This is a genomic window from Actinophytocola sediminis, assembly GCF_054779715.1.
The window spans coordinates 23,467-47,359 of record NZ_BAAGXS010000099.1; the positions used below are offsets into that span (position 1 = coordinate 23,467).

The window sequence follows — 23,893 nt, forward strand, 5'->3', positions numbered from 1 at the left end:
GAATCGCCCCGTGACGCTCCCCAACACCGCTGCCCCCGCACTGGACACGCTGCGTCGCGTGTTCGGCTACGACGCCTTCCGCGGCGACCAGCAGGAGATCATCGACCACGTCGTCGACGGCGGCGACGCGCTGGTGCTGATGCCGACCGGCGGCGGGAAGTCGCTGTGCTACCAGATTCCCGCGCTGGTCCGCCCCGGTGTCGGCATCGTCGTCTCCCCGCTGATCGCGTTGATGCAGGACCAGGTCGACGCGCTGCGCGCGCTCGGGGTGCGGGCCGGCTTCCTCAACTCCACCCAGGATCTCGGCACCCGGCGCACGGTCGAGGCGGAGTTCCTCAGCGGCGAACTCGACCTGCTGTACCTCGCGCCGGAGCGGCTGACCGTCGAGTCCACCCTGCGCCTGCTCGACCAGGGCCAGATCGCGCTGTTCGCGATCGACGAGGCGCACTGTGTCTCCCAGTGGGGCCACGACTTCCGGCCCGACTACCTCGCGCTGTCGGCCCTGCACGAGCGCTGGCCGAAGGTGCCGAGGATCGCGCTGACCGCCACCGCCACCGAGACCACCCGCAAGGAGATCGCCACCCGGCTGAACCTGGCCGAGGCCAGGCACTTCGTCTCCAGCTTCGACCGGCCCAACATCCAGTACCGGATCATCGGCAAGAACCGGCCCGACCACCAGCTGCTCGAGCTGCTCACCACCGAGCACAAGGGCGAGGCCGGCATCGTCTACTGCCTGTCCCGCGCGTCGACCGAGCGCACCGCCACCTTCCTGTCCCAGAACGGGATCGAGGCGCTGCCCTACCACGCGGGGTTGGACGCGCGGACCCGCGCGCGCAACCAGTCCCGGTTCCTGCGCGAGGACGGGCTGGTCGTGGTGGCCACGATCGCGTTCGGCATGGGGATCGACAAACCGGACGTCCGGTTCGTGGCCCACCTCGACCTGCCGAAGTCCGTCGAGGGCTACTACCAGGAGACCGGCCGGGCAGGCCGCGACGGCCTGCCCTCCACCGCGTGGCTCGCCTACGGCCTGCAGGACGTGGTGCAGCAGCGGAAGATGATCGCCACCTCCGAGGGCGACGACGCGCACCGCCGCCGGCTCGGCGTGCACCTGGACGCCATGCTCGCGCTGTGCGAGACGGTGGAGTGCCGCCGGGTGCAGCTGCTGAACTACTTCAGCCAGCAGGCCCAGCCGTGCGGCAACTGCGACACCTGCCTCGCGCCGCCGCAGTCCTGGGACGGCACGGTGCCCGCGCAGAAGGTGCTGTCCACCGTCTACCGCCTCGACCGGGAACGCCGGCAGAAGTTCGGCGTCGGTCACGTGGTCGACATCCTGCTCGGCCGGGCGACGGCCAAGGTCAGCCAGCACAACCACGAGTCGCTGACGGTGTTCGGCGTCGGCACCGAGCTGGCCGAGGCCGAGTGGCGCACGGTGATCCGGCAGATGCTCGCCCAGGGCCTGCTCACCGTCGAGGGCGACCACGGCACGCTGGTGCTCACCGAGGCGAGCGCGGAGGTCCTCGGCCGCCGCCGCGAGGTCCGGCTGCGCACCGAGCCCAAGCGGGCGACCAAGTCCGCCGGCCGCGCGAAGTCCACGCCCGTCGTCGAGCTGGCGGCCGAGGCCAAGCCGCTGTTCGAGCGCCTGCGGGCGTGGCGCGGGGCCACCGCCAAGGAGCAGGGCATGCCGGCCTACGTGATCTTCCACGACGCGACCCTGCGCCAGATCGCCACCGACGCGCCGACCACGTTGGCGCAGCTGGGCACGGTCAGCGGGGTCGGGGAGAACAAGCTGGCCAAGTACGGCCAGCAGATCCTGGACACCCTCGCGGAGAGCTGACCCCACACCGTCCCGTACGCTACAAATGTAGCGAATGGAGGCGATGATGGACGATGTGCTCATCGTGGGTGCCGGCCCGACGGGCCTGATGTCCGCCTGCGAACTGGCCATGGCCGGCGTGACCTGCACGGTCGTGGACAAGCGGGACACCGGGCAGCACGTCACCCGGGCGTTCGGCCTGCACGCGCGGGCGCTGGAGCTGCTCGACGCGCGCGGCATGGCCGACCACCTGGTCGCGCGGGGAAACCCGCTGCGGACGGTGCACCCGGCCTACGCCTCCCGGGTGGACTTCGGCCGGCTGGACACGCGGTACCCGATGATGCTGATCGTGCCGCAGAGCGGCACCGAGACGCTCCTGCGCACGCGGGCCGCCGAGCTCGGCGTGCGCGTCCGCCGCGACGCGCGGGTCGTCGGGCTCACCCAGGATCCCGAGTCCGTCCAGCTGCGCCTTGCCGACGGCACCACGCTGTCCGCCAGGTACGTGATCGGCGCGGACGGCGCGCACAGCACCGTGCGCGATGCGCTGGGCATCGGCTTCACCGGCGAGACCTACAGCCTGCCGATGCTGCTGGCCGACGTCCGGATCCCCGGCGACGAGCTGCCGCCGATCACCCAGCTCGGCCGGCAGGGCGCGGTGGTGGTCCTCCCGTTCGGCGACGGCTGGTTCCGGGTCGGCGCCTGGCTGCTCGACGGCGACGAGCGGGAGGCGTCCTTCGGCCAGCTGCGCACCGCGTTCACCCAGATCGCGGGCACCGACTACCGGATGAGCGAGCCGCACTGGTTCTCCCGCTTCGCCGCGCAACGCCGGCAGGCCAGCGACTACCGGTCCGGCCGGGTGTTCCTCGCCGGCGACGCCGCCCACGTGAACTCCCCCATCGGCGGGCAGGGCATGAACACCGGCATCCAGGACGCGGTCAACCTTGGCTGGAAACTCGCCGCCGACGTGCACGGCTGGGCACCGCCCTGGCTGCTCGACACCTACCACGCCGAACGGCATCCCGTCGGCACCGCGGTGCTAGCCATGACCGACCACCTGACGTCACTGGTGCTGACCGGTTCCCGCCTGCGCCAACAGCTCAACCGGCAGCTCATGGCGGCCCTGCTGCACACCGCCCCCGGCCGGCGGCGCGTCCTCGGCCTGCTGTCGGGCCTCGAGATCGCCTACCGGCCCGACGCGCACCCCGACCACCACCGCCTGGTCGGCCGGCGCGCGCCCGACGGGCCGACCACCGACGGCCGGCTGTACGAGGTCCTGCGCACCGGCCGGTTCGTGCTGCTCACCACCGGCGACCCAGCCGTCGCCCGGCCATGGCGCGACCGAGTACGACCCACCAGCCCACGTGCCCCGTTGGGTCCGCAGGCGGCGCTGGTCCGCCCCGACGGCTACGTGGCCTGGGCGGGCGACCACCAGGACGTCCGCACGGCCCTGATGAGATGGTGTGGCCCCGCAGCCGACCTCGATCCGGGAGACCGACCCGCCCGTGCCGCCTCCTAACCCCCAGCGCCGCGACCACCTCGCCGACGCCGCCGTCCGGGTGCTCGCCGAGCAGGGCTCCCACGGCCTGACCCACCGGGCGGTCGACACCGCCGCCGACGTCCCGCCGGGCACCACCTCGCGGTACTTCCGCACCCGCGACGCCCTGCTCGGCGGCGTCATCGACCGGTTCTCCCAGCGCCTCGACGAGCGGGTCGCCGCGCACGCGGTGCCCCCGGCCGACGTGGCGGCGGCGCTGACCACCGTGCTCACCATGATGGCGACCGACCTGCCGCACGAACCGCTGGCGCTGTTCGAGCTGCACCTGGAGAGCACCCGCAACCCTCACCTGCGGAGCGTGCTGACCACCGCGCTCCACGCCAGGCGCGACCTCATCGTGCGCCACTGCCGGGCGGCGGGCATCGACATCACCGAGTCCGACGCCATGAACCTGGAGATGGCGGTGCTCGGCATCCTGTTCACCACGCTGACCACCGGCTCGCCGGACACGCTCGGCGCGTCGATCCGCGGCGCCGTGCACACCGCGCTGCACCCGTACACCCGAGCGGGCGACTGAGCCCGGAAATCAACGTCGGCTTCACCCCGGCACTGCCACTGTGGCCCGCATGCTGGTGAACATCCTCGGTGTGCTGCTCTTCGCCCTGTGCGTGTGCCTGTCCCTGGCGCTGCACGAGGCCGGTCACCTGCTGGCCGCCAAGGCGTTCGGGATGAAGGTCCGCCGGTACTTCGTCGGCATCGGCCCCCGGGTGTTCTCGTTCCGCCGAGGGGAGACCGAGTACGGCCTCAAGGCGCTGCCCTTCGGCGGCTTCTGCGAGATCGCCGGCATGACCACCCTCGACGAGCTGACCCCGGACGAGGAGCGCCGGGCGATGTGGCGGCACAAGACCTGGAAGCGCAACACCGTCATGGTGGCCGGCCCGCTGACCCACTTCGTGCTCGGCTTCGTGCTGCTCTACGCGCTGGCGGTGTCGCTCGGCCTGCCGAACATGGCCGACAAACCGGTCGTGTCCACCACCGCGGCGTGTGTGACCGACGCGCGCACCACCGAGCAGCTCACCGACCCGGCCTGCCCGCCCGGCGCCACCGGCCCGGCGCAGGCGGCCGGCATCCGTCCCGGCGACCAGATCCTCACCGTCGGCGGCACCCCGACCCCGACCTGGACGGAGATGGTCACCGTCGTCCGCGACGCCGAGGGCCCGACCGCCTTCGAGGTCCAACGCGGCGACCAACGGCTGACCTTCACCGTCGACGTGCCGACCGTGACCCGGCCGGCGACGGCCGCCGACGGCGAGGCCGAGGTCGTCCAGGTCGGGGTGGCCGGCGTGTCGCTGTCCACCTCGTTCGACTACGGCCCGCTGTCGGCCGTGCCGGCGACCCTGAGCTTCTCCGGCGACATGTTCGCCCAGACCTTCCAGCGCCTGATCGAGTTCCCCGAGCGCATCCCGGCCCTGGTCAGCTCGATCTTCGGCGGCGAGCGCGACCCGAACACGCCGGTCAGCGTCGTTGGCGCGAGCCGGATCGGCGGCGAGGCCGTCGAGGCCGGCCTGTGGTCGCTGTTCTTCCTGCTGCTGGCCGGCCTGAACTTCTTCATGGGCGTGTTCAACCTGCTGCCGCTGCTGCCCCTGGACGGCGGCCACATGGCGGTCGTGACCTACGAACGCGTCCGCAACTGGCTGCGGGAACGCCGGGGCCTCACCGCCGCGAGCCCGGTGGACTACTCCAAGCTGTCCAAGGTCACCATCGCCCTGGTCCTGGTGGGCGGCGCGGTACTGCTGCTGACGGTCACCGCCGACATCGTCAACCCCATCCGGATCACCTAGCGGCCTTTACCCACGGCGGCCGAGCGGGTATCAGTGGACCATGTTGCTGCGCCAGCTCGAGTACCTGAGCGCGCTGGCGCGAGAGGGGCACTTCGGCCGCGCGGCCAAGGCCTGCCACGTCTCCCAGCCGGCGCTCTCGGCCGCCATCCGCAAGCTGGAGGCCGAACTGGACGTCCAGATCGTCCAGCGCGGCCAGCGGTTCGAGGGGTTCACCCCGGAGGGCAAGCAGGTGCTGCGGTGGGCGCACCGGATGCTCGCCGAGCAGGAGGCCATGCGCCACGAGCTGGCGAGCATGCGCGGCGGGCTGTCCGGGGTGCTGCGCATCGGCGCCATCCCCACCGCGATCACCCTGGCCTCGCTGCTCACCACCCCGCTGGCCGAGCGCCACCCCCAGCTCCGGGTGTCCATCGAGTCCCTGTCCAGCAAGGAGATCGTGCAGCGGCTGGCCGAGTTCGACCTCGACATCGGCATGACCTATGTGGATGGTGAGCCGCTGGGCACGGTCCGGGTGGTGCCGCTCTACCGCGAGCGCTACCTGCTGCTGACCGCCGCCGACGGCGAGTTCGCCACCCGGGACCTGGTCGGCTGGCACGAGCTGGTCGACACCCCGCTGTGCATGCTGTCGCCGGTCATGCAGCACCGCCGGATCCTCGACCGGGCCTTCGCCGAGGCGGGCGTGACCGTCAGCCCGTCGGTCGAGGCCGACAGCGTCTCCTCGATCTACGCGCACGTCGCCACCCGGCGCTGGTCGGGGGTGATCGCGCACGCCTGGCTGCACGTGTTCGGCGTGCCGGAGGGGCTGCGGGTGGTGCCGCTCGAACGGCCGCGGCGGGAGTACCAGGTCGGGCTGGTGCTGGCCGACCGCGATCCGGAGCCGATGCTGGCCAGGGCGTTGCTGGACACCGCGCACCGGGTGGACGTGCGGGCCTCGCTCGACGAGTTGGTTCGTCGGTTCCTGGCCTGATTTTCGCGTCTGGCAGGAATTTTCTCCCCCCGGCGAACCGGCGGCGGTAGGTTGTGAACTACGTTCCTCTCGCATACCGCATACGCTTCCCATGGAGGTGCGTCGTGGCCGCGTTGTCGTTCCTCGATCGCGAGCACACCGTGGCCGGTCCCGGCTACAGCCGGTGGCTCATCCCGCCCGCCGCGCTGGCGATCCACCTGTGTATCGGGCAGGCCTACGCGACGAGTGTCTACAAGAGCGCCCTGGTCGAGCACTTCGACACCAGCCTGACCGCGATCGGCATCATCTTCTCCATCGCGATCGTCATGCTCGGCGTGTCGGCCGCGGTCATGGGCACCTGGGTCGAGCGGGTCGGCCCGCGCGCGGCCATGTTCACCGCGGCGTGCTTCTGGGCGTCGGGCTTCCTGATCGGCGCGCTCGGCATCGCCACCAGCCAGCTGTGGCTGGTGTACCTCGGCTACGGCTTCATCGGCGGCATCGGCCTCGGCATCGGCTACATCTCCCCGGTGTCCACACTGATCAAGTGGTTCCCGGACCGCCCAGGCCTGGCCACCGGCATGGCGATCATGGGCTTCGGCGGCGGCGCGCTGGTCGCCTCGCCGCTGTCGCGGCAGCTGATGTCGCTCTACGACCCCGAGTACGACTCCTCGATCGCCTCGTCGGTGGCCTCCGGCGACGCGGTCGCGAAGCTGTTCCTCACCCTGGGCATCGCGTACTTCCTGGTGATGATGCTCGGCGTGTTCAACGTCAAGGTGCCCGCCCCCGGTTGGCGCCCGGCCGGCATGGACCCGGCCAGGATCCCGGCCAAACCGCTGGTCACCAGTGCGAACGTGTCCGCGGCGAACGCGATCAGGACCCCGCAGTTCTGGCTGCTGTGGACGGTGCTGTTCTGCAACGTGACCGCCGGCATCGGCATCCTCGAGCAGGCAAGCCCGATGATCCAGGACTTCTTCCGCAACGGCGGCGGGTCCAGTGTGGCGATCACCGCGGCGACCGCGTTCGTCGGCCTGCTGTCCATCTTCAACATGGCCGGCCGGTTCGTCTGGTCGTCCACATCGGACTTCATCGGCCGCAAGCCGACGTATGTGATGTACCTGGGCGTCGGCATGATCCTCTACTTCCTGCTCGCCGTCGCCGGGCACACCTCGACGGCGATCTTCGTGCTGCTCGCCGCGGTGATCATCTCCTTCTACGGCGGCGGCTTCGCGACCGTCCCGGCCTACCTGCGCGACCTGTTCGGCACCTACCAGGTGGGTGCGATCCACGGCCGGCTGCTCACCGCGTGGTCGGCGGCGGGCATCGCCGGTCCGCTGATCATCAACGGTTTCCTGGACGCGCAGGGCAAGCCGGGCGAACTGGTCGCGAGCGACTACCGGCCGGCGCTGTTCACCATGGTCGGCGTGCTCGCGGTCGGCTTCGTGGCCAACCTGCTCGTCCGGCCGGTCGCCGCGCGGTTCCACGAGGCGGCCGAGCACACCGACGCGTTCGCCGAGGCGGGGTCGACCACGACGCCGTCGGGGAGGAGCCAGCCGTGACCCAGCCGTCCGCGCCGAGCAGCCAGACCGCCAGGTTGGTGGTCTCCTGGCTGGTCGTCGGCATCCCGCTGGTCTACGCGCTCTACCAGACGATCAAGTCGATCGTGCCGCTGTTCGGGGGCTGAGCAGCGCGCTGATCCCGGCGTGCAGGCCGTCCTCGTCCAGCGGCTCGCCGCTGGCCAGCGCGCGCAGTGCCGCGCCGTCCACCAGCGCGGCGAGCGCGAACCCGGCTGCCGGTCCACCGGCCAGGCGTGCGCAGATCCCGCGCAGCCCGTCGATCCACAGCACCGCGACCGGGCGCAGCGCGGGGGTACGGGCGGCGGCCAGGCAGAGCTCGTAGTCGACCAGCGCCTGGCCGCGGTCGTCGAGGTAGCGCCGGACGAGGGCGACGAGCGTGCCGGCGGGGTCCCGGCTGGCGGTCAGCGCGTCGGCCCACTCGGTGAGTCCGGCCCGCGCGGCCTCGGTCGCCGCCCGCAGCGCGTCGGCGACCAGGTCGTCCAGCGTCGGGTAGTAGTAGGTGGTCGAGCCGAGCGGGATCCGCGCGCGGGCCGCGATCAGCCGGTGGGTCACCTGGGCGACGCCGACCTCGGCGATCACCTCGACCGCCGCGCGCACGATCGCCGCCCGCCTGCCGTCCGGGTCGCGCCGGGCGGTCACTGCGTCGCCCCGCCGAGGTTGAGCGTCACGACGCCGCCGACGACCAGCAGCACGCCGACGATCTTGGTCAGGTTGATCGACTCGTGCAGGAACACGACCCCGATCGCAACGATGACCGTGGTGCCGATCCCGGACCACAGCGCGTAGGCCACGCCGATCGGGACCTGGCGCACGGCCAGCGACAGCCAGGCGAACGAGCCGGCGTACCCGGCGAGGCAGGCGACTGTCGGCCAGAGCCGGGAGAACCCGTCGGTCGACTTGAGCAGGCTGGTCGCGGCCACCTCGAAGGCGATCGCGAGCAGCAGGTACACGTAGGCCACGCGGCGACTCCCACTGTTGTACATCAGTACATGTACAACAGTACAGGACTAGCCGGCCGCCTCCCGCGTGTAGCCGACGCCGGCCATCAGACGTGCGCGCCCGCCGAGATCTCCTCGACCGTCTTCGCGCAGAACGCGTCCAGGTCGCCCGGATCGCGGCTGGACACCAGGCCGTTGTCCACCACGACCTCCCGGTCGACCCAGGTCGCGCCCGCGTTGCGCAGGTCGGTGCGCAGGCTCGGCCAGGAGGTCATCGTGCGGCCACGCACCACGTCGGCCTCGGCGAGCACCCAGCCACCGTGACAGATCACCGCGACCGGCCTGCCGGAGAGCACGAAGTCCTTGACGAACCGCACCGCCTGGTCGTCGGCGCGGACGAAGTCGCCGTTGGCCACGCCGCCGGGCAGCACGAGCGCGTCGTAGTCGCCGGCGTCGGCCTCGCCGACCACCGTGTCGACCGGCCGGCGGTCACCCTTGTCGAGGTGGTTGAACGCCTGGATCTCGCCCGGGGCCAGGGAGAGCAGCTCCGGTCGCCCGCCGGCGTCGGCGACCGCCCGCCACGGCTGGTCGAGCTCCACCTGTTCGACACCGTCGGTGGCGATGAACGCCACCCGTTTCCCCTCGATCGTGGGCATGCCGGTCACTCCTTACTTGTTGACGGGACGTCCTGGCGTACTACCCGGACTTCTTCGCGGCAAACGCCTTGCCGCTGGGCACCCCGTCGGCCTCGGCCAGGCTGATGCCCTCCGCCGGCACGAAGCCGAAGTGCACGATCTGCCGTCGGGTCAGCAGGTCGGCGACCCAGTCGAACACCACCCGCAGGCGGTTGGACGGCAGCGCGAGCAGGTGGTAGCCGCGGGTGACGATCTTCGCCGGCAGTCCGTGCAGCGGGATGTGCAGCGGGTCGGCGACCGCCTGGGAGCCGGCGAGGTCGACCACGAAGCCCAGGTCGCGGTGCCGGTACTCGCGGGCCTCACCGGCGCCGAGCGACGCGGCGATGTTGATCGCGGCGACCCGGCCCTGCCGCTGCGCGTGCTGGGCGGTCATCGGGGTGATCTCGCCGGGCCGCACCAGGTCGGGCACGGCGGCGACATCACCCGCGGCGAACACGTCCGGGTGACCGGTGACCCGAAGGTGGGTGTCGACGTCGAGCCGACCGTCCGTGGTGGCCAGGTGCAGCGGTTCGATCAGCGGATCGGGCCGCACGCCGACGCACCAGACGACCGTGCGGGTGGCGATCCCGGTGCCGTCGGTCAGCCGGACGCTGTTCCTGGTGACCTCGCGGACGCTGGTCCCCAGCCGGACCTCGATCCCGCGCCGCAGCAGCACCCGCAGCGCCGGTCCGGACAGCCGCACACCGAGGTTGGGCAGCACCCGATCGGCCAGGTCGACCAGGATCCAGCGGACGTCCTCCGGGCGCAGGCCCCGGTAGCGGTGCAGTGCGTGGCGCACCAGCTCCTGGCCCTGGGCGACCAGCTCGGTGCCCGTGTAACCCGCGCCGACCACGACGAACGTGCTGCGCTCGCGGCGCTCGGCGGGATCGTCGGTCTGCTCGGCGAGCTCGAGCTGACGCAGCACGTGGTCGCGCAGGTACACGCTCTCGGCCACCGACTTGAACCCCTTGGCGTGCTCGGCGACCCCGGGGATCGAGAGCAGCCGGGTCACGCTGCCGGACGCGATGACCAGCCGGTCCCAGGCCAGTTCGGTGACGCTGCCCTCGACGTTGGTCACGGAGACCGTCCGGGTCGCCAGGTCGATGCCGGTGACGCTGCCGAGGACGACCTCGGTGTGCTTGAGCTTGGTGCGCAACGGGATGGCGACCTGACGGGGGTCGAGCGCGCCGCCGGCGACCTCGGGCAGCAGCGGGACGTAGAGCATGTAGTCGGTCGGGTTGACCGCGCACAGCGTGACCGCGTCGCGGGGCAGGCGGCGCTCCAGCGCGCGCAGGCAGTGGAAGCCGGCGAAACCCGTGCCGATCACGACGATCCTGGGCAGCCGTTCGAGGTCACTCGTCATCTCGCACCCTTTCCCAACTGACTCCCGGTGTCTGCCGCATACCCGAGTCGTGGTCAGGCGAACCGTCCCGGTCCGCAGGTTCACACTGGGTGTCACACTGGGTCGATGCGACGCTGGCTTCCGCTGGTTCTGCTGCTGGCCGCCTGTTCGTCACCGTCGACCGCCCCATCGTGTGACGAGGACCCGATCGAGTTGTTCGACGGCTCGCTCGCTGGCTGGTCCCAGGCCGGCCCCGGCGGCTTCGAGGTGGTCGACGGGGTGTTGCGCAGCGAGGGCGGCATGGGCCTGCTGTGGTACTCGGCCCGCGCGTTCGACGACTTCGACCTGCGCCTGGACTGGCGAGTCAGCGCGGAGACCGACAACTCCGGGGTCTTCCTGCGGTTCCCGGACCCGGGTGACGACCCGGGCGTCGCGGTGGCGAGCGGCTACGAAGTCCAGATCAACGACAATCGCGAGGGTGACCCCCAGAAGACGGGCGCGATCTACGGCGTGCGGCCGCCGTCGGCCGCCGCGTCTCACCCGGTCGGGTCATGGAACAGCTACCGCATCCTGGCGACGGGGCAGCGGTACCAGGTGTGGCTCAACGACACGCTGGTCAACGACCTGACGGGCACCGACGAGAACCGGGGCACGACCGGTCACCTCGGCCTGCAGAACCACGATCCAGCCAGCCGGGTGGAGTTTCGCGCCATCTCGCTCACGTGTTCGAATTAGCGTGTACTGTGGCCGCCATGACAGCCGGACTGCAGGGCTCACTGCTCGACGATCTCGACGAGGTCGGCCTGCGCTCACTGTCGTCGCTGAGGCGGACGCAGCTGAGCGCGGGCGCGTGGATCGACACCCGTCCAGGGTGGCTCAAGGGCGCTGGCACGGTGTTCGATCGCCTCTCCCGAGACGTGCCGTGGCAGGCCGAACGCCGCAGAATGTACGACCGCGTCGTCGACGTCCCGCGCTTACTGAGCTTCCACGACGAGACCGACCCGCTCCCCCACCCGGTGCTCGCCGCCGCGCGCGACGCGCTGAGCGCGCACTACGCGCCGGAGCTGGGGGAACCGTTCCGCACGGCCGGCCTCTGCTACTACCGCACCGGCCGCGACAGCGTCGCCTGGCACGGCGACCGGATCGGCCGGGGCGACACCGAGGACACCATGGTGGCGATCCTGTCCGTCGGCGCGCCGAGAGACCTGTTACTGCGGCCGCGCGGTGGCGGCCAGACCCGCCGCTACGCCCTTGGCCTCGGCGACCTCATCGTGATGGGTGGGTCCTGCCAGCGCACCTGGGAGCACGCCGTCCCGAAGACGGCCAAGCCGATCGGCCCGAGGATCAGCATCCAGTTCCGCCCCCGCGGCGTCCGCTGACCCGCGCCGCTCAGGACCGCACGAGCCGGGCGATCGCCTCGCTGGCCTCGCGCACCTTGTCCTCGGCATCCTTGCCGCCGTCGGCGAGGGCCTGGGCCACACAGTGGCGCAGGTGCTCGTCCATCAGGTTGAGCGACACCGCCTGCAACGCCTTGGTCGCGGCCGAGATCTGCGTCAGCACGTCGATGCAGTACTCGTCGTTCTCCACCATCCGCTGCAGGCCACGGATCTGTCCCTCGACGCGGCGCAGACGCTTGAGGACGGCGTCCTTGTCGCTCGTGTAGCCCCGCATCCTGGGTCCCTTCCCGCCGAAAACCGAACACCGAACCACCCAGTATACCCAAGGGGGGTAATCAACGCACCAGGCTGCCGCGCACGATACCGGTCGAGGCGGTGGCGGCCGGCCGCTCACCCATGCACCGCGCACGCGCCGGTCGGCCATTCCACTGTGGACCGTGCCGGCGGCCGGCCCACCAATGGTGACGACCGCGCTCATCAGTTGGAGCACGGTCGACCGGCCGTTGGACGGCACGCTGTTCCCACGCACGCGCGCGCCACCGTACTGGCGGTCCACTTGGCACGCGAACGGATCTTGGACAACTCGTTTGCGTAACGAATTCCCGTTTCAGGACAACTTGATGCGCATTGCGCAACAGGCCGGTCTCTCAGCGTTGCCGTACGGTCTAGGCTGCCGCGAGTCGCCAGCCGAACCAATCGGAAGGGAGGCGTCGCGCCGGTTTGGGTTCGGCGCGGACTCACAAAGATGGACGATGAACAGACAACGGCACCGGAAGACACCGGTCCAGGCACGTCGACTACCGCCGACGTGCCCGAACAGGCTTCCGACCGCCCAGCGGTCACCGACAAAATCGTGTTCGGGGTCGCCGCCGCGCTAACCGTGGTTTTCCTTGCCTGGGGCGTGTTCGGCACCGATTCGATGATCAGCGTGGCCAGCAGCATTCTCAATGACGGCATTATCCCCTACGGTGGCTGGGCTTTCGTCCTCGTCGCAAGTGGATTCGTGCTGTTCGCGATCGGACTGTCGATCAGCCGCTACGGCCGGATCCCACTCGGCGCGGACGAGGAACGACCGGAGTTCCGCACGGTCTCCTGGATCGCGATGATGTTCAGCGCGGGCATGGGCATCGGGCTGATGTTCTTCGGGGTCGCCGAGCCGATCCAGCACCTCATGGCCCCACCGCCGGGCACGGAGCTGCCGGCCTCCGACGGGGCCGTGCACACCGCCATGGCCACCACCCTGTTCCACTGGACCATCCACCCGTGGGCGATCTACGCGGTGGTCGGCCTCGCCATCGCCTACAGCACCTTCCGCCGCGGCCGGCGCCAGCTGTTCAGCTCGGTGTTCGCACCGCTGCTCGGTGAGCGCCGCGCGGCGGGACCGGTCGGCAAGGCGATCGACGTCATGGCGATCTTCGCCACCCTGTTCGGCTCGGCGGCCTCGCTCGGGCTCGGCGCGCTACAGGTCGGCGAGGGCATGGCGTTCGTCGGCTGGGTCGGCGAGCCGGGCACGTTCCTGATGGTGTGCATCATCGCGGTGCTGACCATCGCGTTCGTCGCCTCGGCGGTGTCCGGCGTGGCCAAGGGCATCCAGTGGCTGTCGAACATCAACATGGTGCTGGCGCTCGTGCTCGCGGCCTTCGTGTTCGTGGTCGGCCCGACGGTGCTGATCCTGAACCTGGTCCCTGGCGCGATCGGCGACTACGCCCGCGAGTTCGCCGAGATGTCCGGGCGCACCGGCGCGACCGGCGGCGAGGCGATGCAGTCCTGGCTCGGCGGTTGGACGATCTTCTACTGGGCGTGGTGGATCTCCTGGACGCCGTTCGTCGGCATGTTCATCGCCCGCATCAGCCGGGGCCGGTCGATCCGCCAGTTCATCGGCGGCGTCATCCTCGTGCCGAGTGTGGTGAGCCTGTTCTGGTTCGCGATCTTCGGTGGCGCGGCGATCCAGCAACAACGCGACGCGCTCGAGGCGCAGGGGCTGACCCCGACGGAACTGGCGCAACACAACGCGGACGGCACGATGTCCGAGGTGTACGACGCCGGCTCGTGGGTGTTCAACCCGGACGGCACCTCACAGGCGATGACGTTCTCGTTCCTGGAACACCTACCGCTGTCCACCCTGGCCGCGGTGCTGGTGATCATCCTGGTGTCGATCTTCTTCGTCTCGGGCGCGGACGCCGCGTCGGTGGTGATGGGCACGCTGTCCCAGGGCGGCTCGGTACATCCGAAACGCAACGTGGTGATCTTCTGGGGCGTGCTGATGGGTTGCGTCGCAATCGTGATGCTGCTCGCCGGCGACGGCGGTACCAACGCGCTAACCGGGCTACAGAACCTGACCATCATCGTGGCGGCGCCGTTCGCACTGGTGATGATCGGGTTGTGCTGGTCACTGTGGCGCGACCTACGCACCGATCCACTGGTACTGCGCGAGGACGAGATGATCAAGGCCCTCCGGAAGGAGGCGGCCGACGGCCGGTTCGGATCGCGCCGGCGCGGCGTGCGCAAGCGCGGCTAGCCGATCACCCGGCGGATCACGGTGATCGGCCCGATCGCGTCGATGCCGGCCAGCTTGACGTTCTCGCCGAAGGTGGGGGCGTGCACGGCGCGCTGGTTGTCCACCGCGATCGCCACATGTTGGACAGGCTGAAAATAGAAGATCAGGTCGCCCGCACGGACCTCCGTGCGGGCGATCGCCTGTCCGACCTGCGCCTGCTGCCGGGACACCCTCGGCATCGCGACCCCCGCGTTGCGGAACGCGGTCTGCACCAGCCCGGAACAGTCGTAGGAGTCCGGGCCGACCGCGCCCCACAGGTACGGCTTGCCCATCTGCGCCAGCGCGAACTCCAACATCCCCCCGACGTCGCCCGACGGCACGACCACGTCGCCGCCGAAGTCGTCGATGCCGGCCAGCAACGAGCGCTGCTCGGGGGTCAGGCCGTCCAGCGCCGAGCGCACCTCACGGATCTGCGTGTCCAGCGCGCCTCGGCGGCGCTGCACGTCCTCGGCCCCGGCGGCGACCTTGGCCTCGGCCCGGTCCGCCGCCTTCTCGGCCGCCTCGGCGACCCGCGCGGCCTCGTCGGCCCTGGCCAGCGCGCCGTCGTCCGCACCGCCGGCGCCGCTGAGCAGGGTGGCGAGCTCGGCGGCCTCCAACCGGGCCAGCAGGTCGTCCGGGGTCTCACTGACGGCGAAGGCCGACAACGCGTCGACCCCCCGCCGCCGGGTGAGCACGTCGGCCATCCGGTCGAGGTTGGGCACCGCGTTGGCGTGCCGGTGGGCCAGTTCGGCGGCCGCCTTCGCCCGGTCGGCCTCGGCCTTCGCGGTCTCCGACGCCCGCTGCTGGGCGACCAGCGACTCCTGGACGATCAGCAGTTCCTCGTTGACCCGCTCGGCTTCCTTGCTCAGGTCGTAGTAGTGGGTGAGCAGGCCGGCGGCCGTGGTCGGCTGGCCGGCGGCCGGCGTCGGCGCGACGAGGACGGTCGCCGCCAGCAGCACGACACCACTGATCGAGACCCGAACTCCGCGCACCGTTGTCCCCCTCATGAACCCTGATCCACGACCATTCTGCGGCACCGGCCGGCATCGGCGAGCGGAAACCTCCCGACCGGGCACCCACGTCTGCACCAACGGACGGTAGGCGAACCGGGATAACACGACCGTTAGGGTCTGGCAGGTGAGCACCGGCACCCTCTTCGCGGTCAGTGACCTGCACGTCTCCTACGACGACAACCGTGAGGTGGTCCGTGGGCTCAAACCGACCTCGGACGACGACTGGCTGCTGGTCGCCGGTGATGTCGCCGAACGGTTCGCGAGCGTCGAGTGGGCGCTCACCACGCTGCGGGAGAACTGGGCGAAGGTCATCTGGGCGCCGGGCAACCACGAGCTGTGGACCCCGCCGGACGACCCGGTGACGCTGCGCGGCGTCGAGCGATACGAGGCGCTGGTGGAGCTGTGCCGCCGGCTCGACGTGCTCACGCCGGAGGATCCCTACGCGACCTGGACCGGGCCGGGCGGGCCGGTGACGATCGCGCCGCTGTTCACGCTGTACGACTACACGTTCCGCCCGCCGGGCTGCGCCACCAAGGAGGAGGGCCTGGCCTACGCCCACCAGACCGGCGTGGTGTGCACCGACGAGTTCCTGCTGCACCCCGACCCCTACCCGACCCGCGACGACTGGTGCCGGGCGCGGGTCGAGCAGACCGCCCGACGGCTCGACGAGCTGGACCAGGACATGCCCACGATCCTGGTCGGGCACTACCCGCTGGTGCGCACCCCGACCGACGTGTTGCGGTTCCCGGAGTTCGCCCAGTGGTGCGGCACGGAGCTGACCGCGGACTGGCACACCCGCTACCGCGCGACCGCCATGGTCTACGGCCACCTGCACATCCCACGCGTCACGCACTACGACGGGGTCCGCTTCCAGGAGGTCTCCCTCGGCTACCCGCGCGAATGGAAGCCCCGCAGCCGCCCACACGGCCTGCCCCGCCAAATCCTCCCGGCCACCACGCAGTGAAGGGACCCTTCGCTGCGGTCAGCTGACGGCCGGGTCAGGTCGCGGCCGGGTCGAGTGGCGGTCGCGTGGGTGGGGTCAGCTGGCGGCTTCGACGATGGCCGCCATGCCCTGGCCGCCGCCGACGCACATGGTTTCCAGGCCGTAGCGGACGCCGCGGCGGTTCATCTCGTGCAGCAGTGAGGTCAGGATGCGCACCCCGGTCGCGGCGATCGGGTGGCCGAGCGACACTCCGCCGCCGTTCACGTTCAGCCGGTCGGGGTCGTCCCAGTGCCAGCCGCGCAGTACGCCGAGTACCTGGGCCGCGAACGCCTCGTTCAGCTCGACCAGTCCGATGTCGTCGAACGACATCCCGGTGCGGTCGAACAGTTTGCGCACCGCCGGCACCGGACCGATGCCCATCTCGGCCGGCTCGCAACCGGCCGCCGACCAGCCGACGAGGAAGCCGAGCGGGGTCAACCCGAGCGCGGCCAGCCGGTCCTCGGCGACCACCAGGCAGGCGGCCGCCGCGTCGTTCTGCTGGCTCGCGTTGCCCGCGGTGACCGTGCCGTCCGGCAAGATCGTGCGCAGTGTGCCGAGCACCTCCTGGCTGGAGTCCGGGCGCACGCCCTCGTCCCGGTCGAACAGCACCGGGTCGCCGCGCCGCTGGGGCACCTCCACCGGGACCACCTCGGCCGCGAACCGGCCCTCGTCCCACGCGGCGGCCGCCCGCCGATGGCTGCGCGCGGCGTAGGCGTCGGCCTGCTCGCGGGTGATGCCGTAGCGCCCGGCGACGTTCTCGGCGGTCTCGACCATCCCGGAGATCCGGCCGAACCGCCACTCCGGCTGGGACCGCTCGCGGCCACGGTCGAGCCGGTCCCACAGCTGCACGCCACCCGACTTGCTCCCCCACCGCACACCGGTGGTGTAGTGCTCGGCGTTGCTCATGCTCTCCACCCCGCCGGCCAGCACCACGTCGGCCACACCGGTCTGCACCATCATGGCCGCGGTCGCCACCGCCTGGAGCCCGCCCGCGCACCGGCGGTCGAGCTGCAGGCCGGGCACCTCGACCGGCAGGCCGGCGTGTAACGCGGCCCACCTGCCGACACACGGCGTCTCGGCGTTGGCGTAGGACTGCGCGAACACCACGTCGTCGACCAGCGCCGGGTCCACCCCGGAGCGGGCGACCACGGCCCGCACCACGGTCGCGGCGAGATCCTCGACGGGCACCTGGCGCAGGGTCCCGCCGAACACGCCGACAGGGGTACGCAACGGGGTCACGATGGCGGCTCGTCTCATGTCCCGCATTCTCACCCGAGGCCCGCTACCGCGTCGCTATGGCGGCGAGCACGTCGGCACCGGCCGCGCGCCGCGCCGGCCACAGCGCGGCGAGCACGCCGACCGCGACCATGCCGGCCAGCGACACCCCGATCACCTGGTAGGGCACGGAGATGTCGAACAGCTCCCGGCCGAGCATCACGTGCTGCATGATCGCGCCGAACACCACCCCGACGGCGATCCCGGCGACCCCGCCGTAGCCGCAGATCAGCAGGCTCTCCACCCGGACCGCGCGGCGCACCAGCCGCCGGCGGGCGCCGACCGCGCGCAGCACCCCGACCTCGCGGCGGCGTTCCAGCACCGACAACGCGAGCGTGTTGACCACACCGAAGATCGCGATCACGACCGCGGCGCCGAACATCGCGTACATCACCGCGAGCACCGACTGGAAGTCGTCGGCGTTCTCCTGGATCAGGTCCTCGCGGTCGGTGACCCGGACGTCGGGGCGCTGCGCGAACGTCCGGTCGAGCGCGGCGCGGACGGCGGCCGGGTCGGGCCCGGTGGCGTAGACGGTCGTGGCGCGCTCGCGGAACCAGGCGGGCGCGGCGCCGACATCGAGGTAGAACAGCGGCTGTGCCTCGGTGGTGGTGTGCAGGCCGACGATCGGCCGGGTCACCGGTTCGCCGTCGAAGTCCAGGGTGACCTCGTCGCCGAGGCCGACGCCGAGCATCGCGGCCTCGTTGGCGCCGACCACGAAACCCCGACGCAGGTCGTCGGTGCCGGCGGTGAGCGCCGGGGTGAGCACGGTGCCGAACGCGGCCGGCTCGATCGCCGAGACCGTGGTCTGGCCACTGCCGCCGGCGTGGCGGACTCCGGCGCGACCGTAGCGGTCGGCGGCCACGCCGGTGACGCCTGGCGTGTGCCGGACGCGGTCGAGCACGTCGGTGCCCAGCGGTGCGTCACCGGCCGCCGAGCGGATCATCGTGGTCGTGGCCGGCACGGTGGCGCGCGCCGACTCGCCGAACATCGACACGATCGTCTCCCCGAGCGTGGCGAACGCGCACACCAGCGCGAGCCCGACCAACAACGCCGAGGAGGTGGCCGCGGTGCGCCGAGGATCGCGCAACGCGTTGCGGGCGCCGAGCCGGGTGGCCGGGCCGCCGAACCGGCCGAGCAACGCGCTCACCGGGCGGAGCACGACGGCCAGTTCCGGGGCGAGCACGAGGATGCCCAACCAGCCGGTGATCCCGCCCGCCAGACCGACGATCCGTCCGGTGGTGTCCAGGTCGACGCCCGAGGTGGCCGCGACCGTCGCCACGCCCGCCGCCAGCAGCACCAGGCCGACCGCCACCCGCAGCCGCCGCGCGCGGCGGGGTAGGACGAGTGCGTCGGTGCGCAGGGCGGCCACCGGCGCGACCGTGGCCGCGCGCCGGGCCGACCCGTAGGCCGCGACCACCGTCACCCCGACGCCGACCGCGTAGCCGGCGAGAATCCCCAGTGGTGACACCGTGAAGTGACTGTCCTCTTGGGATAATGTGCTGGCGAAGGCGAGGCCGACGCCGAGCAGCACGCCCCCGGTCGCGCCCGCGGCGCCGAGCGCGGCGGCCTCGAGCAGCACGGCTCGGCGGACCTGCCGGCGGGTGGCGCCGACCGCGCGGAGCAACGCGAACTGGCGCACCCGCTGGGTGACGAGCATGGCGAAGGTGTTGGCGATGACGAACCCGCCGACCAGCAACGCCACCGCCGCGAAGGCCAGTAGCGACTCCCTGGTGGACGCGGCGGCGGCCGAGGCGTCGACGCGTGCCTCGTCGTTGAGCCGGGCCGCGGTGGCCACCTGCCGGCCGGCGTTCGGCGGCACCGCGATGGCCTCGCCGGTCAGCTCGATCCGGGTGTAGTCGCCGAACGCGGCGCGCGCGGTGTCCTGGTCGTAGGCGAGGCTGGGCGCCGGCTCGACGCCGATGGACCGGTAGCCGAAGGTGCCGACGACCGTGGCGCGTAACTCCTGGCCGTCGGCGAGGATCACCCGCGCACTGTCCCCTGTGGACAGTCCGGTGTGGTCGGCGGCGGCGACCTCGGCCGGCCCGCGCGGGGCCCGGCCGCCGGTGATGGCGAACCGGCCGGTGTCGTCCCAGCCGGTGCCGGCGCGTTCGTGTGGACCGGGGACCAGCTTGCCGTCCGCGCCGACGAGCGCGGCCGAGCCGGCGAGGACACCGTGCGCGGTGGTCACGCCCGGCAGACCGGCCAGCCGGGCCAGGTCGCTGTCGGTGAGGCCCCGACCGCTGACCGCACCGCTGACCACGATGTCCACATCGGACCGCAGGTCGGTGGCGCCGACACCGCGAGCGGTCGAGTCGGCCAGCACCCAGCTGGACACCACGAACGCCACCCCGAGCACGATCGCGACCAGCGTCAGCGCCAGGCGGCCGCGGTGCGCGCGCAGGTCCCTGATCATCGCGCGCCACATCAGGCGACCCGCTCGAGGGACTTCATCCGGTCGAGCACCCGGTTCGCGGTCGGCGCGGTGAGCTCGTCCACCAACCGACCGTCGGCCAGGAACAGCACGTGGTCGGCGTACGCGGCGGCGGCCGGCTCGTGGGTGACCATGACGACCGTACGGCCGAACTCGTCGACCCCTCGGCGCAGCAGCGCGAGCAGGTCGGCGGACGCGCTGGAGTCCAGCGCGCCGGTCGGCTCGTCGGCGAACACCACCTCCGGGGCGGTCACCAGCGCGCGGGCGCACGCGACCCGCTGCTGTTGGCCGCCGGAGAGCTGGCTCGGCCGGTGGTCGAGCCGGTCGCCGAGGCCGACCGCGTCGATGATCGACTCGACGAGCGCCGGGTCGGCCCGCCTGCCGGCGAGGTCGAGCGGCAGCATGATGTTCTCCAGCGCGGTCAGCGTCGGCAGCAGGTTGAACGCCTGGAACACGAACCCGACCCGGTCGCGGCGCAGCGCGGTCAGCTCGTCGTCGGCCAGGCCGGTCAGCTCGACCGCGCCGAGCCACACCCGCCCGGCGCTCGGGGTGTCCAGCCCGGCCACGCAGTGCATGAGGGTCGACTTGCCGGAGCCGGACGGGCCCATGATCGCGGTGAACCGTCCACTGTGGAATTCGACGGAGACGTCGTCGAGCGCGACGACGCGGGACTCGCCGCCGCCGTACACCTTGGTGAGGCCGTCCGCGCCGGCCGCTGCTGTCGTTGTGCTCACCTGATCAACGGTGCCCGCCGCGGCCGGTTCGCACATCGAACCCAGGGCTGGATCGCGGGGTCCACCCACGGGTTGACCGCCCTCCGACCGACGCGCCCGGCCGGGCCAGCAGTTACCGTCGAGCCGTGGTGCGAAAAGGACAGGCGTCGGCGCCGCTGGTGGCGATCGACGTGATGGTGGCCATGGTGATGACCGTCGTGGTGTGCTTCGCCGCGATCGACACCGCGACGCCATCGACGATCGGCGAGCCGGTGTGGCTGTCCTGGCTCGCGTCGGCCGCCGTCGCCGGGCCGATCGCGGTCCGCCGCCGCTGGCCGCTGGCCGCGCTCGCGGTGGCGATGGCCGCGACGGTGGTGAGCCTGCTGACCGGGCTGATCCCGATGGTCGCGTTCGGCGCCCCGCTCGCCGCGGTCGCGGTGACGCTGTACCTGGCCGGCCGCGCGCTGCCCAACCGGCGCTCGACGGCCGCGCTGACCGCGGCCGTGGCGGCCTTCCTCGTCACGGCGGTGGCCAGGTGGGTGATCGATCCGCCAACCGGCGACAGCTGGCTGAGCCTGGCCTACGGCATGTGTTTCGGCACCTTCCTGCTGATCCTTGGCTGGTTGTTCGGCCTCATCGCCAGGACCCGCCAGATCTACGCCGAGCAGGCGACCGCACAGGTCGCCCGCCAGGCGGTGGCCGACGAGCGGCTGCGGATCGCGCGGGAACTGCACGACATCGTCGCGCACAGCATGAGCCTGATCGCGGTCAAGGCCGGCATCGGCAACCACGTCGCGGCCGCCCACCCGGAACAGGCGCGGGAGGCGTTACGGGTGATCGAGTCGACCAGCCGGGGCTCGCTGGCCGAGATGCGCCAGCTGCTCGGCGTCCTGCGGTCCGAAGTGGACGATCCGGTGCTCGCGCCGGCGCCCGGGGTGACCGCCCTGCCCGCACTGGCCTCCCGGGCGGCCGACGCCGGCGTCGCGGTCACCGTCGACCTCGGCGACGGCGAGCTGCCAGACGGTGTCAGCCTCTCGGTGTACCGGATCGTGCAGGAGTCGGTGACCAACGTGGTCAGACACGCCGGGCCGACCCGCTGCCGGGTCACCGTCGCGCCGACGGGCGAGGATGTGCGGGTGGAGGTCATCAACGACGGCCCGGTCGTGCCGGCGCACCAGCACACCGGACACGGCCTGATCGGGATGCGCGAGCGGGTCGCGATGTACGGCGGCACGTTCGAGGCCGGACCGCGCCCCGACGGCGGTTTCCGGGTCGCGGCGACGATCCCGTACGGCGCGGCATGATCCGGGTACTCGTCGCCGACGACCAGGCGCTGGTCCGGGGGAGCTTCCGGCTGCTGGTGGAGACCGCGCCGGACATGGTGGCCGTCGGCGAGGCGGCCACCGGCATCGAGGCGGTCGAGCTGGCCGGCACCACCCAGGCCGACGTGGTGCTGATGGACGTGCGGATGCCGGAGATGGACGGCATCGAGGCGACCCGGCGCATCTGCTCGGCCGAGCGGACCGCGCGCGTCAAGGTCCTCATCCTCACCACGTTCGACCTGGACACCTATGTCTACGCCGCGCTGCGCGCGGGCGCGAGCGGCTTCCTGCTCAAGGACGCCCCGCCCGCCGACCTGCTGCGGGCGATCACGGTGATCGCCGGCGGCGACGCCCTGCTCGCCCCGAGCGTCACCCGCAGGCTGATCGCGGAGTTCAGCCTGCAGGAGCCGCTGACGCCGGCCAGGGGTCTGGACGGGGTGACCGACCGGGAGCGCGAGGTGCTGACGCTGATCGCGAAAGGACTGTCCAACCCCGAGATCGCCACCCACCTGCACCTCGGGCTGGCGACGGTCAAGACCCACATCGGCAGGCTGCTGAGCAAGCTCGGCGCCCGCGACCGCGCCCAGCTGGTGATCATCGCGTTCCGGACCGGGCTGGTCAGCACCGGCTCGGGCTGACCTCAGCGCACGCCCCGGCGCCGCGCCGACCACGCCACCCCGCCCCCGATCGCGACCGCCGCGGCGACCAGGATCGCCGTCTCGGTCCACTGGAACCGCCAGTACATGCTCGGCGGGTAGTAGTCCACCGCCAGTTGGTAGCCGTGCTCGAACAGGCAGGGGCTGTAGTCGAAGCGCACGCCCTCGTCGGCACATCCCGCGTCCAGCGCGAGGACGTAGGCGTCGGCGGTGGTGGCCTGGCCCGCGCCGTCCAGCCACTGGGAGTCCAGGCGCCACGACCCGTCCGGCAGGATGTCGGTCGCACCCGTCTGCACCACCTGTACCGGCTCGGCGTACATGTCCCGGAAGTCGACCAGCGGCGAGGCGATCACCACGAACGCCACCAGGTAGCCGGCGAAGGCCACCGCCATGGCCGGCAGCGTGCGCCGCAACGCCAGCCCGGCGGCCACGCCGAGTACGAACGCGAACAGCCACCACGCGCCCGCGGCCACTCCGGAGCCGCCGAACAGCGGCAGCAGCTGGAACCGGTAGCCGTCGCCGGTTTCCCGGAAGGTGGCCAACCAGGCGTTGATCATGGTGCCGAGCGCGAGGCCACCGAGGGTGACCACCCCGCCGAGCACGACGAGCTTGGTCACCAGCCACCGGTGCCGCGAGACCGACTGGGTCCACGCCAGCTTGGCGGTGCCCGCCTCGAACTCCCTGGTCAGCATGGGCGCGCCGAGGAAAAGGCCAACCAGCCCCGGCACCAGCGGAAGCCAGTTGATGAACAGGTACAGACCATTGAACTGCTCCCCGAACAGCCGGGCCAACTCGTCGCTGCCCGGCGCGAGGCCGGCGGCGAGGTCCGCGGTGCGCAGGCCGTGGATCAGCAACACCGTGCCGAAGGCGAGCAGCAGGAGGAAGGTGATCAGCACCGGCAACCGGTGCTGTCGCCAGACGAGCCACAACACGACAGAAACTCCTTCA

At 71.7% G+C, this 23,893-nt stretch carries 23 protein-coding genes; 13 read left to right on the forward strand and 10 right to left on the reverse strand.

Going from position 1 to position 23,893, the window contains the following annotated elements; all coding sequences use genetic code 11:
- The first annotated feature begins 10 nt into the window (after positions 1-10).
- The 7 genes from recQ to ACYVIP_RS42305 all read left to right on the forward strand — a co-directional run bounded on the left by recQ (position 11) and on the right by ACYVIP_RS42305 (position 7,773).
- Positions 11-1,834: a DNA helicase RecQ gene (gene recQ, locus ACYVIP_RS42275; RefSeq protein WP_460406744.1), complete on the forward strand. Its 1,824-nt coding sequence runs from the start codon at positions 11-13 to the stop codon at positions 1,832-1,834.
- Between the two features lie 46 nt (positions 1,835-1,880).
- Entirely contained in the window at positions 1,881-3,329 is a 1,449-nt protein-coding gene (locus tag ACYVIP_RS42280) for an FAD-dependent oxidoreductase (RefSeq protein ID WP_460406745.1), read from the forward strand.
- Positions 3,274-3,885 carry a TetR/AcrR family transcriptional regulator gene (locus ACYVIP_RS42285; RefSeq protein ID WP_460406746.1) on the forward strand — a complete coding sequence of 204 codons (612 nt, stop codon included), beginning with the start codon at positions 3,274-3,276 and terminating at the stop codon, positions 3,883-3,885. The genes ACYVIP_RS42280 and ACYVIP_RS42285 overlap by 56 nt, the downstream gene beginning before the upstream one ends.
- 49 nt (positions 3,886-3,934) lie before the next feature.
- Positions 3,935-5,149: a M50 family metallopeptidase gene (locus ACYVIP_RS42290; RefSeq protein ID WP_460406747.1), complete on the forward strand. Its 1,215-nt coding sequence runs from the start codon at positions 3,935-3,937 to the stop codon at positions 5,147-5,149.
- 40 nt (positions 5,150-5,189) lie between these two features.
- Positions 5,190-6,113: a LysR family transcriptional regulator gene (locus tag ACYVIP_RS42295; RefSeq protein WP_460406748.1), complete on the forward strand. Its 924-nt coding sequence runs from the start codon at positions 5,190-5,192 to the stop codon at positions 6,111-6,113.
- 104 nt (positions 6,114-6,217) lie between these two features.
- Positions 6,218-7,648 (forward strand): OFA family MFS transporter, encoded by a 1,431-nt coding sequence (locus ACYVIP_RS42300; protein ID WP_460406749.1) that lies wholly within the window; start codon positions 6,218-6,220, stop codon positions 7,646-7,648.
- Positions 7,645-7,773 (forward strand): MFS transporter small subunit, encoded by a 129-nt coding sequence (locus ACYVIP_RS42305; RefSeq protein ID WP_460406750.1) that lies wholly within the window; start codon positions 7,645-7,647, stop codon positions 7,771-7,773. Before ACYVIP_RS42300 ends, ACYVIP_RS42305 begins: the two co-directional genes overlap by 4 nt.
- On the opposite strand, the gene ACYVIP_RS42310 is transcribed toward ACYVIP_RS42305, so the two are convergent.
- The 4 genes from ACYVIP_RS42310 to ACYVIP_RS42325 form a co-directional block, all read right to left on the reverse strand.
- Positions 7,742-8,305, reverse strand: coding sequence for a TetR/AcrR family transcriptional regulator (locus ACYVIP_RS42310; RefSeq protein ID WP_460406751.1), 564 nt, complete (start codon positions 8,303-8,305; stop codon positions 7,742-7,744). The two genes, ACYVIP_RS42305 and ACYVIP_RS42310, sit on opposite strands and share 32 nt — an antisense overlap.
- Positions 8,302-8,625 (reverse strand): DMT family transporter, encoded by a 324-nt coding sequence (locus ACYVIP_RS42315; protein ID WP_460406752.1) that lies wholly within the window; start codon positions 8,623-8,625, stop codon positions 8,302-8,304. Before ACYVIP_RS42315 ends, ACYVIP_RS42310 begins: the two co-directional genes overlap by 4 nt.
- Before the next feature lie 86 nt (positions 8,626-8,711).
- Positions 8,712-9,260 carry a type 1 glutamine amidotransferase domain-containing protein gene (locus ACYVIP_RS42320; RefSeq protein ID WP_460406753.1) on the reverse strand — a complete coding sequence of 183 codons (549 nt, stop codon included), beginning with the start codon at positions 9,258-9,260 and terminating at the stop codon, positions 8,712-8,714.
- Between the two features lie 40 nt (positions 9,261-9,300).
- Complete coding sequence (locus ACYVIP_RS42325; RefSeq protein ID WP_460406754.1) at positions 9,301-10,641, reverse strand: NAD(P)/FAD-dependent oxidoreductase; 1,341 nt, start codon at positions 10,639-10,641, stop codon at positions 9,301-9,303.
- Between the two features lie 105 nt (positions 10,642-10,746).
- Between ACYVIP_RS42325 and ACYVIP_RS42330 the strand changes: the two genes are divergently transcribed.
- Both ACYVIP_RS42330 and ACYVIP_RS42335 read left to right on the forward strand, forming a co-directional pair.
- Positions 10,747-11,355, forward strand: coding sequence for a 3-keto-disaccharide hydrolase (locus ACYVIP_RS42330; RefSeq protein WP_460406755.1), 609 nt, complete (start codon positions 10,747-10,749; stop codon positions 11,353-11,355).
- Positions 11,356-11,372: 17 nt separating this feature from the next.
- The gene (locus ACYVIP_RS42335) at positions 11,373-11,999 is read left to right on the forward strand and encodes an alpha-ketoglutarate-dependent dioxygenase AlkB (RefSeq protein WP_460406756.1); all 627 of its coding nucleotides are present in this window, start codon (positions 11,373-11,375) and stop codon (positions 11,997-11,999) included.
- A gap of 10 nt (positions 12,000-12,009) precedes the next feature.
- On the opposite strand, the gene ACYVIP_RS42340 is transcribed toward ACYVIP_RS42335, so the two are convergent.
- Entirely contained in the window at positions 12,010-12,291 is a 282-nt protein-coding gene (locus tag ACYVIP_RS42340; RefSeq protein ID WP_460406757.1) for a metal-sensitive transcriptional regulator, read from the reverse strand.
- Between the two features lie 471 nt (positions 12,292-12,762).
- Between ACYVIP_RS42340 and ACYVIP_RS42345 the strand changes: the two genes are divergently transcribed.
- A complete protein-coding gene (locus ACYVIP_RS42345; RefSeq protein ID WP_460406758.1) occupies positions 12,763-14,535 on the forward strand; it encodes a BCCT family transporter in 1,773 nt (590 codons plus the stop codon).
- Here the strand turns inward: ACYVIP_RS42345 and ACYVIP_RS42350 are convergent.
- Complete coding sequence (locus tag ACYVIP_RS42350) at positions 14,532-15,560, reverse strand: C40 family peptidase (protein WP_460406759.1); 1,029 nt, start codon at positions 15,558-15,560, stop codon at positions 14,532-14,534. The two genes, ACYVIP_RS42345 and ACYVIP_RS42350, sit on opposite strands and share 4 nt — an antisense overlap.
- A 130-nt stretch (positions 15,561-15,690) precedes the next feature.
- On the opposite strand from ACYVIP_RS42350, the gene ACYVIP_RS42355 reads away from it, so the two are divergent.
- Positions 15,691-16,530 (forward strand): metallophosphoesterase family protein, encoded by an 840-nt coding sequence (locus tag ACYVIP_RS42355; protein WP_460406760.1) that lies wholly within the window; start codon positions 15,691-15,693, stop codon positions 16,528-16,530.
- 75 nt (positions 16,531-16,605) lie between these two features.
- On the opposite strand, the gene ACYVIP_RS42360 is transcribed toward ACYVIP_RS42355, so the two are convergent.
- The 3 genes from ACYVIP_RS42360 to ACYVIP_RS42370 are packed head-to-tail and all read right to left on the reverse strand — an operon-like array spanning position 16,606 to position 21,024.
- Complete coding sequence (locus ACYVIP_RS42360; protein WP_460406761.1) at positions 16,606-17,805, reverse strand: acetyl-CoA C-acetyltransferase; 1,200 nt, start codon at positions 17,803-17,805, stop codon at positions 16,606-16,608.
- Between the two features lie 25 nt (positions 17,806-17,830).
- Complete coding sequence (locus tag ACYVIP_RS42365) at positions 17,831-20,236, reverse strand: FtsX-like permease family protein (protein WP_460406762.1); 2,406 nt, start codon at positions 20,234-20,236, stop codon at positions 17,831-17,833.
- Between the two features lie 11 nt (positions 20,237-20,247).
- Positions 20,248-21,024: an ABC transporter ATP-binding protein gene (locus ACYVIP_RS42370; RefSeq protein WP_460406763.1), complete on the reverse strand. Its 777-nt coding sequence runs from the start codon at positions 21,022-21,024 to the stop codon at positions 20,248-20,250.
- Positions 21,025-21,113: 89 nt separating this feature from the next.
- On the opposite strand from ACYVIP_RS42370, the gene ACYVIP_RS42375 reads away from it, so the two are divergent.
- Together ACYVIP_RS42375 and ACYVIP_RS42380 are read left to right on the forward strand one after the other, a co-directional pair.
- Complete coding sequence (locus ACYVIP_RS42375) at positions 21,114-22,271, forward strand: sensor histidine kinase (protein WP_460406764.1); 1,158 nt, start codon at positions 21,114-21,116, stop codon at positions 22,269-22,271.
- Positions 22,268-22,927 (forward strand): response regulator, encoded by a 660-nt coding sequence (locus ACYVIP_RS42380; RefSeq protein WP_460406765.1) that lies wholly within the window; start codon positions 22,268-22,270, stop codon positions 22,925-22,927. Before ACYVIP_RS42375 ends, ACYVIP_RS42380 begins: the two co-directional genes overlap by 4 nt.
- A gap of 2 nt (positions 22,928-22,929) precedes the next feature.
- Here the strand turns inward: ACYVIP_RS42380 and ACYVIP_RS42385 are convergent, their stop codons facing one another.
- The gene (locus ACYVIP_RS42385; protein WP_460406766.1) at positions 22,930-23,877 is read right to left on the reverse strand and encodes a hypothetical protein; all 948 of its coding nucleotides are present in this window, start codon (positions 23,875-23,877) and stop codon (positions 22,930-22,932) included.
- Positions 23,878-23,893: the final 16 nt, after the last annotated feature.